This is a genomic window from Erythrobacter aurantius, from assembly GCF_023823125.1.
GTDB lineage: Bacteria > Pseudomonadota > Alphaproteobacteria > Sphingomonadales > Sphingomonadaceae > Erythrobacter > Erythrobacter aurantius.
Window position 1 is genome coordinate 3,017,248 of the sequence record NZ_CP090949.1, and the last position, 14,951, is coordinate 3,032,198.

Annotated in this window: 16 protein-coding genes; all 16 read right to left on the reverse strand. The window is 63.7% G+C overall.

All coding sequences use genetic code 11. The features are described from left to right. Position 1: 1 nt before the first annotated feature. The 16 genes from L1K66_RS14395 to L1K66_RS14470 are packed head-to-tail and all read right to left on the reverse strand — an operon-like array spanning position 2 to position 14,950. Positions 2-1,543: a FadD3 family acyl-CoA ligase gene (locus tag L1K66_RS14395; RefSeq protein WP_252258482.1), complete on the reverse strand. Its 1,542-nt coding sequence runs from the start codon at positions 1,541-1,543 to the stop codon at positions 2-4. 1 nt (position 1,544) lies between these two features. Beyond that, positions 1,545-1,919, reverse strand: a complete 375-nt coding sequence (locus L1K66_RS14400; protein WP_252258483.1) for a nuclear transport factor 2 family protein — start codon at positions 1,917-1,919, stop codon at positions 1,545-1,547. 1 nt (position 1,920) lies between these two features. Then, entirely contained in the window at positions 1,921-2,382 is a 462-nt protein-coding gene (locus tag L1K66_RS14405) for a MaoC family dehydratase (protein WP_252258484.1), read from the reverse strand. A gap of 2 nt (positions 2,383-2,384) precedes the next feature. Further along, positions 2,385-3,167, reverse strand: a complete 783-nt coding sequence (locus L1K66_RS14410) for an SDR family oxidoreductase (RefSeq protein WP_252258485.1) — start codon at positions 3,165-3,167, stop codon at positions 2,385-2,387. Beyond that, positions 3,164-4,342, reverse strand: a complete 1,179-nt coding sequence (locus L1K66_RS14415) for an acyl-CoA dehydrogenase family protein (protein WP_252258486.1) — start codon at positions 4,340-4,342, stop codon at positions 3,164-3,166. Before L1K66_RS14415 ends, L1K66_RS14410 begins: the two co-directional genes overlap by 4 nt. Next, positions 4,339-5,394 (reverse strand): acyl-CoA dehydrogenase family protein, encoded by a 1,056-nt coding sequence (locus L1K66_RS14420; protein ID WP_252258487.1) that lies wholly within the window; start codon positions 5,392-5,394, stop codon positions 4,339-4,341. The genes L1K66_RS14415 and L1K66_RS14420 overlap by 4 nt, the downstream gene beginning before the upstream one ends. Position 5,395: 1 nt before the next feature. Further along, a complete protein-coding gene (locus L1K66_RS14425; RefSeq protein WP_252258488.1) occupies positions 5,396-6,298 on the reverse strand; it encodes an SDR family oxidoreductase in 903 nt (300 codons plus the stop codon). Then, positions 6,298-7,452: an acetyl-CoA C-acetyltransferase gene (locus L1K66_RS14430; RefSeq protein ID WP_252258489.1), complete on the reverse strand. Its 1,155-nt coding sequence runs from the start codon at positions 7,450-7,452 to the stop codon at positions 6,298-6,300. Before L1K66_RS14430 ends, L1K66_RS14425 begins: the two co-directional genes overlap by 1 nt. Positions 7,453-7,465: 13 nt before the next feature. Then, entirely contained in the window at positions 7,466-8,398 is a 933-nt protein-coding gene (locus L1K66_RS14435; RefSeq protein ID WP_252258490.1) for an acyl-CoA dehydrogenase family protein, read from the reverse strand. Continuing rightward, a complete protein-coding gene (locus L1K66_RS14440; RefSeq protein WP_252258491.1) occupies positions 8,398-9,561 on the reverse strand; it encodes an acyl-CoA dehydrogenase family protein in 1,164 nt (387 codons plus the stop codon). Before L1K66_RS14440 ends, L1K66_RS14435 begins: the two co-directional genes overlap by 1 nt. A gap of 2 nt (positions 9,562-9,563) precedes the next feature. Next, positions 9,564-10,313 (reverse strand): enoyl-CoA hydratase family protein, encoded by a 750-nt coding sequence (locus L1K66_RS14445; RefSeq protein ID WP_034955225.1) that lies wholly within the window; start codon positions 10,311-10,313, stop codon positions 9,564-9,566. Continuing rightward, positions 10,313-11,410 (reverse strand): NAD(P)H-dependent flavin oxidoreductase, encoded by a 1,098-nt coding sequence (locus tag L1K66_RS14450; protein WP_252258492.1) that lies wholly within the window; start codon positions 11,408-11,410, stop codon positions 10,313-10,315. Before L1K66_RS14450 ends, L1K66_RS14445 begins: the two co-directional genes overlap by 1 nt. Before the next feature lie 3 nt (positions 11,411-11,413). Continuing rightward, on the reverse strand, positions 11,414-12,331 hold the full coding sequence (locus L1K66_RS14455) for an enoyl-CoA hydratase (protein WP_252258493.1): 918 nt from the start codon (positions 12,329-12,331) through the stop codon (positions 11,414-11,416). Next, positions 12,328-13,128, reverse strand: coding sequence for a CoA-transferase subunit beta (locus tag L1K66_RS14460; protein WP_252258494.1), 801 nt, complete (start codon positions 13,126-13,128; stop codon positions 12,328-12,330). The genes L1K66_RS14455 and L1K66_RS14460 overlap by 4 nt, the downstream gene beginning before the upstream one ends. Further along, positions 13,128-14,009 carry a CoA transferase subunit A gene (locus L1K66_RS14465; protein WP_252258495.1) on the reverse strand — a complete coding sequence of 294 codons (882 nt, stop codon included), beginning with the start codon at positions 14,007-14,009 and terminating at the stop codon, positions 13,128-13,130. The genes L1K66_RS14460 and L1K66_RS14465 overlap by 1 nt, the downstream gene beginning before the upstream one ends. Continuing rightward, positions 14,006-14,950, reverse strand: coding sequence for a VOC family protein (locus tag L1K66_RS14470; RefSeq protein ID WP_252258496.1), 945 nt, complete (start codon positions 14,948-14,950; stop codon positions 14,006-14,008). Before L1K66_RS14470 ends, L1K66_RS14465 begins: the two co-directional genes overlap by 4 nt. Position 14,951 lies beyond the last annotated feature (1 nt).

Consider the following 14,951-nt stretch of genomic DNA (forward strand, 5'->3'; position numbering starts at 1 on the left):
CCTAGGCCGTCTTGCGCAATTCGGTCTTGAGCACTTTGCCCGATGCGTTGAGCGGGAGGCTTTCGACGATCTCGAAAATGCGCGGAACCTTGTAATTCGCCATGTTGGCGCGGGCCCATCCGGCCAGCCCTTCCGCATCCGGCGAAGCGCCCGGACGCGGCACGATGAAGGCTTTGCCGATTTCTCCCATCCGATCATCCGGCACGCCGATCACGGCAACCATCCCGACCTCGGGATTTTCCGAAAGCAGCTTTTCGATCTCGGCCGGATAGCAGTTGAACCCGCCCGAGATGTACATGTCCTTCAGCCGGTCGGTGATCCGGACATATCCGTCTTCGTCCATCACCCCGACATCGCCCGTGTGCAGCCAGCCGTCGGCGTCGATCGTCTCGGCGGTGGCTTCGGGATCGTCGAGATATCCCGCCATCACGCCATAGCCGCGGACATGGATTTCGCCCGTCTCGCCGCGCGCGACCTCTTGCCCATCCTCACCGGTGATCCGCACCTGAAGGCCGGGAATGGCCTTGCCCACGCTGGTTGCGATCAGGTCGGCATCATCGCCCCGGCGGCACGATGTGATGGTCGAACATTCAGTCATGCCATAGGCCGTGACGGTATCGACAAGCCCCAGTTCGCTGCGCATCCGGCGGATCAGTTCGGGCGGCACGCTGGCCGCGCCGGTGGCAGCGCCGCGCAGGCTCGACGTGTCGAAATCGGTCTGCGCCTTGGCCGCCAGCAGCGATTGGTAGATCGTGGGCGGGCCGGGCAGGAAATTGATACGGTCCTGCTCGATATGGCGGATCACCTGCGGGATGTCGAAACTGGCCATCGGCACGATCACCGCGCCCGCGATCAGCGCGGCGACCCAGCCCGCCTTGAACCCGAAGCTGTGAAAGAACGGGTTGATGATGAGGTATCGCTCGCCCGCTTTCAGCCCCATGACTTCGACCCAGTGGCGGAACATCGGCACGATTCGGTCGTGAGTGGAAATGACGCCCTTGGGAGCACCGGTGGTGCCGCTGGTGAACATGATGTCCGAAATATCGCCGGGTTCGAGACGTGCCAGCGCTTCAGTAACCGCTGGATCGCCTGCGCCTTTGCCCGAGCCGACGAAATCTTCCCAATCGCTGTCTAGCAGGATCGTCCTCTCCAGCGCCGGAAGGTCTTCATCAGCGATCAAATCGGGATAGCGTGTGCCGAGAAATTCCCCGACGGTCAGCAGCAACCGCGCACCTGTCCGCCGCAGGATGTCGCCCGCCTCGCGCCCTTTCAGCCGGGTGTTGAGCGGCACGATCGCCGCCCCCGCCGCCATCGCCCCGATCGCCGCGACGATCCATTCGCGGCTGTTGGGAGCCCAGATCGCGATCCTGTCGCCCTTGCCCATGCCCGCCGCGATAAAGGCCGATGCGGCAGCGCGGGAACGCTCCCACAATTCGGCGAACGACCACTCTTCGCCCTGTTCGAGCAAGGCGGGCTGATCGCCCCAATTGCGCGCCGCGGCTTGCGCGACATGCGGGATGGTCAAAGGCAGGTTTTCGCTCATCTCAGCCCGGCCCCATGTTTTCCGGGCCAAAGAACGCGCGCATTTCCGCAACCTTGCCGTTTTCATCAAAGCGGAAGACGTCGATCACGTCGATGCGCGTTGCCTGCCCTTCCCAATCGAGCGTCACATGAAAAGCGAAGGCCGCGTGATCGGCGACACAGCGCACCGGGCCGTCGAGCGCCAGCTTGGCGCCCATCGCGATACCTGCGCCGAAGAACTCGCGAATTTCCGCACGCCCTGTCTTTGCCGGACTGCCCACCGGGTCCTCCACCCGGGCATCCGGAGCGAAGATTGCGACGATTCCGTCAAGATCCGCCCGGTTGTAGCAATCGACATAGGCTTTGACCGCCGCTTCCATCTGCGCTGCATCGGGCATGTCAGTTCTCCGGGTAATAGCGACTGATCGTATCGACCACGCAGGCCGGTTTGTCGGAGCCTTCGATTTCGACAGTCACCCGCACGACCGACTGGTATCCGCCCTTCTTTTCCTCGACGCTCACGATCTCGCCCACGCCGCGAATGTTGCTGCCGACCTTTACCGGGCTGAGAAACCGCAGCCCGTCGGCGCCGATGTTCACCGCGTGGGAAAAGCCGCGCACTTCGATCAGTTGCGGCAGGAAGAAGTTGACGAGGCTCATGGTGAGATAGCCATGCGCAATCGTCCCGCCGAACGGGCCGTCCTTTGCGCGCTCGACATCGACATGGATCCACTGGCGATCTTCGGTCACTTCGGCGAAGCCGTCGACCCGGTCCTGCGTGATGTGGAGCCAGCCGGTCGGGCCAAGCTGCGTGCCTTCGGCACCGATCAGATCGCGCGGGCTTTCAAAGACTGTCGCCATCCTCATGCCCTCTGGCTGGAGACGGACAGCACCTCGCCCGTCATGTAGCTGGCAAGATCGGATGCGAGGAAGATCATCGCGTTGGCGACTTCCCAGACTTCCGCCGGACGACCAAACGCCTCTTTGGCCGACAGTTCGGCCAGCAGGTCTTCCGTCGTCACCTTGGCAAGGAAGGCGTGCATGGCAATCGAAGGCGCCACCGCATTGATGCGCACTCCGTGTTCTGCCGCCTCCACCGCCGAACAGCGGGTAAAGGCCATCACCCCGGCCTTTGCCGCAGCGTAATGCGCCTGCCCCTTCTGTGCGCGCCAGCCGAGCACGGACGCATTGTTGACGATTGCCCCGGTCTTCCTTTCCTGCATCGCCGGAAGGAAAGCGCGGGTCATCCGGAACACCGAATTGAGCGTGACGTCGAGCACGCGGTGCCATTGGTCGTCGGTCATGTCGACCACCGGCACTTCGCCGCCCAGCCCGGCGTTGTTGATCAGCACATCGATATGGCCAAGGCCCGCCAAAGCGCCATCGCGCAAGCTGTCGACCTGATCCTGCTGCGTGACGTCGCAAAGGCAGGTAAGCGGACGAGCGGCCCCGGTTTCGGCCGCGATGCGATCGGCAGCTTCGCCCAGGCGGCGCTCGTGAAAGTCGCTGATCAGGACTTGCGCCCCTTCCTCGACGGCGCGCTTGGCCACGGCATAGCCGATGCCCGTCCCGGCAGCCGCCGTCACGACGACGGTCTTGCCCTTCAAGAGATCGCGAGCGGGGGGATATTGCGGCGTCAGTGTCATTTGTCCCCCCTCGGTTCGCGGGGCATGCCCAGCCCGCGCTCGGCAATCAGGTTGCGCTGGATCTGGTTGGTCCCGCCATAGATCGTGTCGGCGCGCGAATAGAGGAAGAGATTGGGCAGGACGCTCCATTCATATTCGGGATTGTCGGTGATTTCGCCCGCCTGACCCAGCACGTCCATCGCCAGTTCGCCAAGGCTGCGGCGCCAGCTTGCCCACTGGATCTTGTAAGTCAGCGCGGCCCCGTCGACCTTGCTGTGATCGGTGGTCGAAAGCATGCGGAGCGCGCCGTAACGCATCAGCCGCAGGCCGATTTCAGCCTTGGCGATACGTTGCCGGATCAGCGGATCATGGGCCGCGCCATTGGCCTTGGCCGCAGCGATGATTTCATCCAGCTCGTTGCGGAACGCCATCTGCTGGCCCAGCGTCGAAACGCCGCGTTCGAAGCTGAGCAGGCCCATCGCCACGCGCCAGCCATCGCCGACAGCGCCGATAAGGCTGTCTTCGGGGCAACGCGCGCCGTCGAAGAATGTCTCGTTGAATTCGGCATCACCGTTGATCTGCTTGATCGGCCGGATTTCGATGCCCGGCTGGTCGATCTCCATCATCAGGAACGTCAGACCCTTGGGGCCTTTCGATCCTTCCTCGCTGCGCGCGACAACGAAGATCCAGTCGGAAATATGCGCAAGGCTGGTCCAGATCTTTTGCCCGTCGACCACCCATTCGCCGCCATCAAGGCGCGCCTTGGTACGCACCGCCGACAGGTCGGAACCGGCATTGGGTTCGGAATAGCCCTGGCAGAAGATCGTCTTGCCCGCCGCGATGCCGGGCAGGAAGCGTCGCTTTTGCTCCTCTGAGCCAAACGCCAGCAGGGTCGGCCCGGCCAGTTCGATGCCGATGTGGTTGACCCGGCCCGGAACGCCTGCACGGGCATATTCCTCGGCAAAGATCACCTGCTGGGCCAGCGTGGCGGAACGCCCGCCCCACTCTTTGGGCCAGCCGATGCACGACCAGCCGTGCTCGCCCAGATGCTGTTCCCACTCCTTGCGGCGCTCGGCCTTTTCGGTGAGCGTGGTGATACCCTTGATGTCGGCGAATTCGCCCGCCATCTGCGTGTTCAGCCAGTCGGCGGCCTCGGCCCGGAATTCCTCTTCCTCGGGTGTAAAGCCAAGCTTCATGCCGCTTCTCCCAGAATTTGCTTCGCCACCTGCTCGCGGTGCCAGTTTCCGTCTTTCAGCAAGGTCTGGATCGAACGCGCGCGCTTGAAGAACAGATGCGCGTCATGTTCCCATGTAAAGCCGATGCCGCCGTGGAGCTGGATCATGTCGGCTGCGCATTTGAAGAAAGTGTCAGCGCAGAACGCCTTGGCAGCGTGCAATGCGAGCTGCGGATCGTCGCTGTTTTCGTCATTGGCGCAGGCCGCCCAATACACCGCGCTGCGGGCCTGTTCGATTTCGATCATCATGTCGGCCAGCCGGTGCTTGTAGGCCTGGAACGAACCGATCGGACGTCCGAACTGCACGCGTTCATTGGCATAGCGGACGGTGCGGTCAAGGCACGCCTGCGCGCCGCCCAGCGCCTCTGCCGCAAGCGTGATCCACGCCGCAGGCTGGCTGGCGGTGATCGCAGCCTGCGTATCGGCCAGCGGCTCTCCTGCCACGCCATCAAGCACCAGCGTGGCAAGCGGCCTCGTCTGGTCCATGGTGGTGTGCGTGATGATCGAAAGGCCGGGCGCACCGGCGTGAACCACCCATACCTGATCAGGGTGGGCAAGGATGAAGACATCGGCGACATTGCCGTGCGGCACGAATTCGAGCCGGCCGCTGATCGAATTGCCATCATGGCTTACCGTATCATTGCCGACAGCGGCGGCGATTTTCTCGCCCGCAAGGATCGCTGGCAGCAGATCGGATTTCTGCGCATCCGTTCCGCCCGCCGCGATCATGGCGGCGGCGATGTTGATACCCAGCAGCGGCATGGCGGCGACATTGTATCCGGCCGCTTCGGCGACGATCGCCATTTCGACATAGCCAAGGCCAACTCCGCCCAGCTCTTCGGGCACGATCACTCCGCCAAGACCCAGTTCCTCGCAGAAATCGCGGTGCAACTGGCGATCCACCCCGTCGCCCGCCATCGCTGCGCGGGTGCGGTCGCTGGTCGCGTTCTCGCCGAAGAAACCTTGAGCGGTCTCGGCGATCATCTGCTGTTCTTCGGTGAAGACAAAATCCATGTCAGGTCCCCCAGACCTTGCGCGGCTCAACCCGCTGTTCGAGCAATGAATGCACCGCTTCGCCGACATCCGCCGGGTTCCAGCGCGCGCCCTTGTCGATCATCGGCCCCTCGCGCCAGCCGTCCTCGATCATGATCTTGCCGCCTTCGAGCTCGAACACGCAGCCGGTGACGTCGGCGCTCTGATCGCTGCCCAGCCAGACGACAGCCGGCGCGATATTGGCCGGGTCCATCACGTCGAACGCCTCGCCCTCGGTCGCCATCTTTTCGGCAAAGGCCTGTTCGGTCATGCGGGTGCGGGCCGAGGGTGCAAGCGCGTTGGCGGTGATGCCATACCGGCCTAGCTCCGCCGCCTGCACCAGCGTGAGCGAGGCGATGCCGCCCTTGGCGGTCGAATAGGCCGCCTGCGCGATAGAGCCCTGAAGCCCCGCGCCGCTGCTGGTGTTGATGATGCGGGCGTCGGGATTGCCGCCGTCCTTCTGCTTGGCGCGCCAGTAATTCACCGCATGGCGGCTGATGCAGAAATGGCCGCGCAGGTGCACCTGCATGGTCGCATCCCATTCCTCAACGGTCGCCGAAACGAACATCCGGTCGCGCACGATCCCGGCGTTGTTGACGACGACGTGCAGGTCGCCAAAACCCTCGATCGCCGCATCGACAATGCGCTTTGCCGCGTCCCAATCGGTTACGTCGTCATAATTCGCGATGGCCTGACCGCCTGCGGCCCTGATCTCTTCGACCACACCGTCCGCCGCGCTGGTGTCGCGCCCTTCGCCGCCCAGCGAAGTGCCGATGTCGTTGACCACCACATTCGCCCCTTCGGCGGCAAAGGCGAGCGCATAGGCCCGGCCCAGCCCGCGCGCGGCGCCGGTGATGATAACGGTGCGTCCGTCGCAGATTCCCATTAGCTCAACCTCTCGATGATGGTGACATTGGCCTGACCGCCGCCTTCGCACATGGTCTGGAGGCCATAACGCCCGCCGGTATCCTCAAGCGCGTGCAGCAGCGTCGTCATCAGGCGCGCGCCGGTGCCACCCAGCGGATGGCCGAGCGCGATCGCGCCGCCGCGCACATTGACCTTTTCATGCGGGATGCCGAGCTCCTTCATCCACGCCATCGGGACGCTGGCGAAGGCTTCGTTGCATTCGAACAGATCGATATCGTCGACCGAAAGTCCGGCCCGGTGCAGCGCAAAGCGGGTTGCCGGGATCGGCGCGGTCAGCATCCACACCGGGTCATCGGCGCGCACGGACAGGTGATGGATGCGGGCGCGCGGCTCAAGGCCGTGATCCTTCACCGCCTGCTCGCCAGCGATCAGCAGTGCCGCCGAACCGTCGCAATTCTGGCTGGCGACCCCAGCAGTGATTGTCCCTTCGCCGCCCACGGGATTGAGCGCGGCGAGCCCTTCCAGCGTGGTGCCGGCGCGGATCGTTTCGTCTTCGGCCAAGCCTTCGAGCGCGGCAATCTCGCGCGCAAAGGCACCGCCGGTGGTCGCCGCATGGGCGCGGGCGTGCGAGGCGCAGGCGAATTCCTCCATCGCTTCGCGGCTGAATTCCCACTTGTCCGCGATCATCTGGGCGCTGGCGATCTGGTTGAGGATGCCGTCACCATAACGCGCGATCCAACCGGGCGAAGTATTGAACGGATTGTCAAAGCCATAAGGCTGGCCTGCAAACATTGCGGCAGAAATCGGGATCGCGTTCATCGCCTGGCTTCCCCCGGCAACGACCAGATCCTGAGTCCCGCTCATCACCCCTTGCGCGGCGAAATGGACGGCCTGTTGGCTGGAGCCGCATTGACGATCCACCGTTGTGCCGGGGACGTGTTGCGGCAGACCCGCCACCAGCCATGCGGTGCGGCCGATATCGCCTGCCTGCGGCCCGATCGTATCGCAGCAACCCCAGACGCAATCGTCCACCGCGCCCGGATCGACATCATTACGAGCGAACAGTTCCCTGATCGGGTGCGCGGCAAGATCAGCCGGATGGAGCGCCGCGAGCGAGCCCTTCTTGCGGCCCATCGGGCTGCGCACAGCATCGATTATGTAGGCTTCTGCCATCTTTCAAACGTCCTCAAGCGAAGGTGTTTTGCGGCCCGATCGGGTGATCGCCGCCAATGATTGCATCGTCCACGCGCCTCGCGTGAAAGCCCCTGCCGCCCCACGCGCCGGAGAGCGCCCATGCGCGCTTCATCCAGAAATGCAGGTCGACTTCGTAGGTGTAGCCCATCGCGCCATGCACCTGGATCGCGCTTTCGCCCGCCAGATAGGCGGCGTCGCTCGCTGCCAGTTTTGCGTGGCTGACATGGAGCGCTGCGCTGCCCTCTCCGTCTTCAAGCGCCTGCGCCGCGCGCCACAGCACGGGCCGCGCGAATTCCAGCGCGACGGCGACATCGGCCAGCTTGTGCTTGATCGCCTGAAACCCGCCGACCGGCTGGCCGAACTGTTCGCGCAGCTTGGAATATTCGACCGCCTGATCCAGCATCGCCTCGGCCAGCCCGACAAGCTGCGCCGAAGCCATCAGCGCGCCCAGATCAAGCAGGTGCGGATCATCGCTGGCATCGTCCGGCAATTGCGCAAGGTTGCGCAGCGGATCGACGCTGTGCAGCGACCCGTCTTCGCCGTCGGAGTGCCAGCCGTTGATCGAATGCGCGGCGATCGGGCGGAAGTCGCCCGTTGCCACTTCGGCAAGCCTGCCGGTGTCCCCGCGCGCGATCATCCACGGCACGCTGACATAGGCGCTTTCGACGAGCGGTTCGGCAAGGCAGAACCGTCCGCATTCACGCGCGATCAGCACCGCGTCGAGCAATCCCATGCCCAGCCCGCCCTGATCTTCGGGAACCAGCAGACCGGGCAGACCCATTTCCACCAGCCCCTGCCAGATCGCGGTATCGCGATTGCCATCGGCATCGAGTTTGCGCAGCACTTCGGGCCCGTGCGTACCCGAAAGATAGTCGCGCACGGCTTCGGCCAGTTCGAGCCGTTCGGGAGCGATCAGAAAATCCATCAGCCCGCTCCTACCCGCGGCATGCCCAGCAGACGCTCGGCCGTGATATTGCGCTGAATCTCGTTCGAACCGGCATAGATCGGCCCCGAAAGCGAGAAGATGTAGCCTTCAAGCCAGTCATTGGCGGAGCCGTCGGCAAACTGCTGCAATTCCGCTGCCGCGCCCAGCAGGTGCATCGCGGTGCGGTGCATCGCGCGATCGAGTTCCGACCAGAAAATCTTGTTCAGGCTGGCTTCGGCCCCGATGCTGCCGCCCGCCATGATCTTCGCGGCGACGGCATAGGTGTTGTAGGCATAGGCCTGGCTTTCCATCCACGCCTTTGCCACCGCCTCGCGCGCCGAAGGAGCCGCATTGTGTTCATGCTTTCGGAACAGCTCCACCAGCCGCTTTGCCGCTGCCTGGAAACGGCCGGGTGAGCGCAGCATCAGACCGCGCTCGAACCCGGCGGTCGCCATGGCGACCTTCCAGCCTTCCCCCTCTCCCGCAAGGCGGTTTTCGACTGGAACGCGAACTTCATCGAAGAACAGCTCGGCGAAACCCGGATTGCCGTGGAGTTGCCGGATCGGGCGACGGGTGACGCCGGGCGCATTGAGATCGAACAGGATGAAGGACAGCCCCTTGTGGCGCTGGCTGCCTTCTTCGGTCCGGAACAGGCCGAAACCCCAATCGGCAAAACTCGCCCTGCTCGACCAGGTTTTTTGACCATTGATGACGTAATGATCCCCGTCGCGGTAAGCGGTGGTCTTGATCGCCGCCATGTCGCTGCCAGCGCCCGGTTCGGACCATGCCTGAGCCCAGATTTTCTCGCCTGCGGCCATCGGCGTCAGGAAGCGCGCCTTTTGTTCTTCGGTCCCGTATTCCATGATCGTGGGTCCGAGCAGGAAGATGCCGTTCTGGTTCACCCTGAGCGGTGCGCCCGCGCCCCAGTATTCCTCTTCAAAGATCAGCCATTCGATCAGATCGAGCCCACGCCCACCATAGCTGGTGGGCCATGTCACCATGCCCCAATTGCCTTGCGCCAGCTTGCGTTCCCATTCGACGTGCTGGTGGAATCCTTCCTCGCCTTCGAGCGTGAGAAGCGGCTTTTCCGGCAGGTTCGAAGCAAGCCATTCGCGCACTTCAGCACGGAAAGCCTGCTGCCGGGGGGTGTATTGCAGCTGCATGATCAGAACTCTGCGGCTTTTCCGGTCTTCACGAATTCGTCGCGCGATTTCTGGCTGTCTTCGTGCATGTACATTTCGAGCGTGAAGCCCTGTTCCCAGCGATAGCCGCGATCGACATCGCGCGCTTCGAGGCCGTTCAACGCTTCCTTGGCGATCACCAGCGCCTTGCGGCTCTTCGACGCGATCACGGCGCAGAAAGCCCTCGCCTCGGCCTCCAGATCGGCGCGCGGCACCACTTTTTCGACCGCGCCCAGACGGTGCGCTTCGGCTGCCGGGATATTGCCTCCGGTGAAGAAAGCGGCGCGCACCTTGTGCAGCGGAAGCATCCGAGAAAGGTGGCTGGCCCCGCCCATCGCGCCGCGATCCACCTCGGGAAGCGAGAAATAGGCATCGTCGGCAGCGATGATCGTGTCCGCCGCTCCGCAAATGCCGATGCCGCCCCCGATCACGAATTTGTGCGCGGCCACCACCACCGGAATCTCGGCATCGCGGATCGCCTTGAACGTCAGGTAATTGCCGCGATTGAGCACTGTGATGCGTTCGGGATGCGCCTGCATCTCCTTGATATCGACGCCACCGCAAAACCCCTTGCCCTCGGCCCGGATCAGCACGCAGTTGACTTCCGGATTGCGCGCCGCGGCGGTCACGATGTCGGGAATCGACATCCAGGTTTCGCTGTCGAAGGCGTTGACCGGCGGCACGTCGAAGACGATTTCCGCGATGCGATCCTTGATGTGGGTTTCAATGCCCATCAGGCGGCTCCCTTCAATTGCGGTGTTACGGTCGAAAGCGCGGCAATTCGCTCAAGCGCTTCGGCTTCGATCCGCGCCAGCAGTTCGGTGCAGGACGGCAGATCGTCGAGCCTTCCGGCGACCTGACCCGAAGCCATCAGCCCGCCGATCGCATCGCCATCGACCACCGCCTTTTGCAGCAATGTGGGCGCGGCGGCGGCGAGCATCGCTTCGGGCAGCGACATTTCTCCATGGCTGGTCATGCCGCGCGCGGCGGCGAGCAATTCGCCCCAGCTGGCACCTGTTTCGTGTTTCATCGCCATCGCCGCGAGCAGCCCGCGCCGCCACCGGGCAAAGCTGCCGCCAGCCTCGATCCGGTCGAGCATGGCGTTGCGGATCATGCGCTGCGGAATGCCGTCGATCTTGGAGGTGACGAAAATGTCCTGCGTGCCTGCCCGCGTGTAGGCGTCCTTGACCTGCTGCGGGACCGGGCTGTCGCTGGTCATCATGAAGCGCGATCCCATCGCGATCCCGCTTGCGCCATAGGCCAGCGCCGCCGCCAGTCCGCGCCCGTCGGCAAAGCCGCCCGCCGCCGCTACCGGCACGTCAACAGCATCGAGCACTTGCGGCAACAGGATCGTGGTTGCGACCGATCCGGTGTGACCGCCGCCTTCGCCGCCCTGGATCGTGATCGCCTGACAACCCAGCGCGACCATCTTCTGCGCGTGCTTTACCGCGCCGACGGTAGGAATGCAGATGATCCCCGCGCTGCGAAATTTGCCGATCATCTCGGCATCGGGACCGCGCCCGAAACTCACCGCGCGCACCCGGTCGGCATTGGCAAGGATGATCTCGACGATATCCTTGGCACCCGGCTGGAAGCTATGGAAGTTCACCCCGAAATTGTGCGGGGTCATGCCCTTAAGCTCGTCAATCGCTGCCGCCAGTTCGGCAGGTTTCATCACCGCGCCTGCAAGAAAGCCGAAAGCGCCTGCGTTGCTGCTTGCCGCGACCAGCCGAGGGGTCGCGATCCAGCCCATCGCGGTCTGTATCACCGGCAGGCGGCAACCGAGCATCTCGGTCAGCGGTGTGGAAAGGGAGGCGCGCGGATCAGCCACAGGTCAATCCTGCTGTCCTTGCGACTTCTGGGCCTCTTGCGCCTTGTTCTTTTCGGCCATCTTCTTGCCGTCGAACCCGGCGATGTAATCGCCCTTGATCAACTGGTTGTTGGCATGTGCGAAGTGGTGATAGCCAAAGCTCGCATCGATCCCGGCTTCCTTGCCTGCCAGCGTTTCCATGTGATTGCACGCCTGCTTGGCAAGCTGCATGGCAAGACGCGGCTGCTCCACCAGACGCGCGGTGACCTTGGCCACTTCGTCCGCCAGCTGATCTCGCGGAACCACCCGGTTGACCATGCCCATCTGATAGGCGCGTTCGGCGCTCATGCGTTCGCCCAGCAGCAGGAATTCCTTGGCGATGCGGGGATTGAGCTCGTGGCAATGCGCGAAATATTCGACGCCCGGAAAGCCCATTTGCAGCACCGGATCCTGGAAGAAGGCATCATCCGACGCGATGATCAGATCGCACACCCATGCCAGCATCAGCCCGCCCGCGATGCAGGCGCCATGCACCTGCGCGATCGTCGGCTTGGGAATGGCGCGCCAACGCTTGCACATGCCCAGATAGACTTCCTGTTCGCGGATATAGGCCTTTTCAGCCCCGCCCTTGTTGGCGTGATCGTACCACATCAGGCGGCGTTCGAAGCTGGAGTGGAAATCGCGCCCAGGACTGCCGATGTCGTGCCCGGCGGTGAAATGCTTGGCATCCGATTTGAGCACGATGCACTTCACATCGTCATCATCGACCGCGCGCTGGAACGCATCGTCCAGCGCGTAGGTCATCTGACTGTTCTGGACGTTGTGAAAGGCCGGACGGTTCAGCGTCACATAGGCCACACCGTCCTTCACCGCGTACAGGATCGGCTCGTCGGTTTCATAAACGGGCGGTTCGTCAACCTTGGGAACGATGGCGTCGCTCATGCGGCTTCTCCCTCTTTGCTCCGCCGCGCCGGCGGATTGTCCGCCAGCACCTTGTGGCGAATTCCATGCGGATCGAGTCCCGCGATGATTTCAAGCTGCTGGTCTGTCGGCAGCGGAGTTTCGCCTTCCGCCGCGTCGATCAGTTCAAATCCGGTGTTGTCTTGCACCTCGGCAAAGGTCACGCCGGGGTGGAGCGAGATGACGCGGATGGCGTTGTCCGCCCCGCCGAAATCCATCACGCACAGATTGGTGATGATCCGCTTCAGTTCGAGCCCGGAATAGTTGCCGCCCGCGATCCGCCGTGCGGGGTTGTAGCCCGGCGAGGACACCCGATCGACTTCGCCATCGACGAACACGCGGGTCGAATGCACCGGGATGAACATCGAATTGGGGTGGTAGATGCCGTTGCCCGGAAACCCGCGCGCGCCCAGCATCTGCACCTTGGGCTGTTCATGCGTGCCACCCAGCGCGGAAAGGTTGGTCTGGCCGAAACGGTCGATCTGCGTCGGCGTAACCATCGCGTGACGCCGCCCGGTCCACACCGCGCTGTCGAAAAAGCGCGAGAACGGGAGGTAGCCCGCCGCCTTGCGATCATCATAGCCGCGCGGCCCGATCGGCACCGGCTGTTCGACCAGATAGGCCTCGCCATCGGTCATCATCAGTCCGGGGCTGTGCGTCATCTTCGCCAACCCCACGCCAAGACGCGGAACCGGACCGATGCCGGTGCCGATAATCTCGCGATCGGTGCGGAAAGCCTCGGCGACCGCCGCGATGCAAAGTTCTGCCAAAGTTGCCATCAGTAAATCGCCAGCGGGACATTCATCACCGCCTCCTCTCCGCCGACCGAGGCCAGATAGGCCGCCTCGTCGGCGCCAGTGAATTGATCGGCGACCGCGCTCCATTCACCCGGCTCCTTCGCCGCGCCCGAATAGGCCTTCAATGCTTTCATGTCGGGACCGTAGAGCGGCGGCATCGAAGTCGGGTGCGCCCCGCCCCGCGCCTCTGTCACCCCGGTGATGAAGCAGCGTTCGACGATGTTTGCCCTGGCGTCTTCGGGATGCGCGTCCTCCATCGCCGGGACCATCTCTTCGCAGCTGACGAAGCATTCGTCGGCAGCCTTGGCGAACCATTCGTCGTAATAGGTATCCGGCCCCAAGGCCTGCACATTGCCGCGGTGATCGCAGCGATGGACATGGATGATCGCCGCATCGAGCTTCAGCGCGGGCATCGCCACCAGCGTTTCCCCGTCCGCATAGGGCGACTGGACCGTCTTGAGCCCGCCCAGCTCGATCAAATCCGTGCCAAGCCCGACCCGCGTGGGCAGAAACGGCAGACCGAATGCCGCCGCCTTCAGCCCCCACTGGAACATGCCTTCGTCGAGTTCGAGCACCTCGATCTCGCCCGCCTCGCGGGCTTTGCGGAACCATGCCTCAAGCGGGATCGCGTCGAGCGAGACGAAGGCGAAGACAACCTTCTTCACCTTGCCCGCCGCGCACAGCATCCCGACATCCGGGCCGCCATAGGAAACGACGGTCAGATCAGTGAGATCGGAACGCAGGATTTCGCGCACCAGCGCCATCGGCTTGCGCCGCGGGCCCCAGCCGCCAATGCCCAGCGTCATTCCGCTGCGCAGCCGGCCGACGATTTCGGCTGGCGTCATTCGCTTGTCGAGCGTCATTCGGCGGCCTCCGCGCGCGCTGCCTCATTGGCGGCGGCTTCTTCCATCGCCTTTTGCCAGGCCCAGACATGGCCCCATTCGCTGATGGTCTTGTGCGCCGTCGTTTCCCAATTGGCGGGGTCAATCACCAGCCCGTCGCAGCCCACTTCGAGATCGAAGCCCGAAGGCGTCTGCATGTAGAAGCTGGTCATCTCGTCATTGGTGTGCCGGCCCAGCGTCGCGCTTTCCGGTACTCCGGCCAGCCGCATCCGGTCATAACATTTGCCGACATCCATCATGTCGCGCATTTCGAGCATCAGATGGATGCAGCCGGTCGGCGCAGCCGGGCCTTCACCCAGCGCGAGCGAGTGGTGACGGCCGTTATCGGCATGCATGAACGCGAAATGCATCGGCGGACCGTCAGGCCCCATCAGGTGGAAGACCGGCAGATCGGTGTCGTGAAAGCCGACGGTGTCGCGGTAGAACGCGTGGGTCGCAGGAAAATCGGGTGCGGAAAACACGGCGTGCCCCATCCCCATTTCTCCGGTCACAAATCCCGAAACGCCCTGAGGTGACACGAATTCGACTTCGTCACGCGCCGTGCCGACGAAGAATTCCAGACCGTTGCCAGCCGGATCGCTGGTGCGGAAATAGGCATCGACATGGCGCGCGGCAGCCTGAGCATCGTCACCCCACATGATGGCGCGCCCTGCAGCCTCGACCCGGGCAGCAAGCGCATCGAGCGCCTCGCGCGTGTCGATCTCGTAAGCCGCCGCAGCCAGCCGCTCCGCGCCCGCCTGTTCGATCCGGAACCGGAAAGGCCGATCATCGATGCGGTAATGATCCGCACCGTCGGCTGCATTTTCCGCGACCATGACCCCTGCGACATTGGTCAGGAATTCCCGCCATTCGACCGGCTTTGCCGTCTCGATGACCACATAGCCGAGTTCCCTGATAGCCATG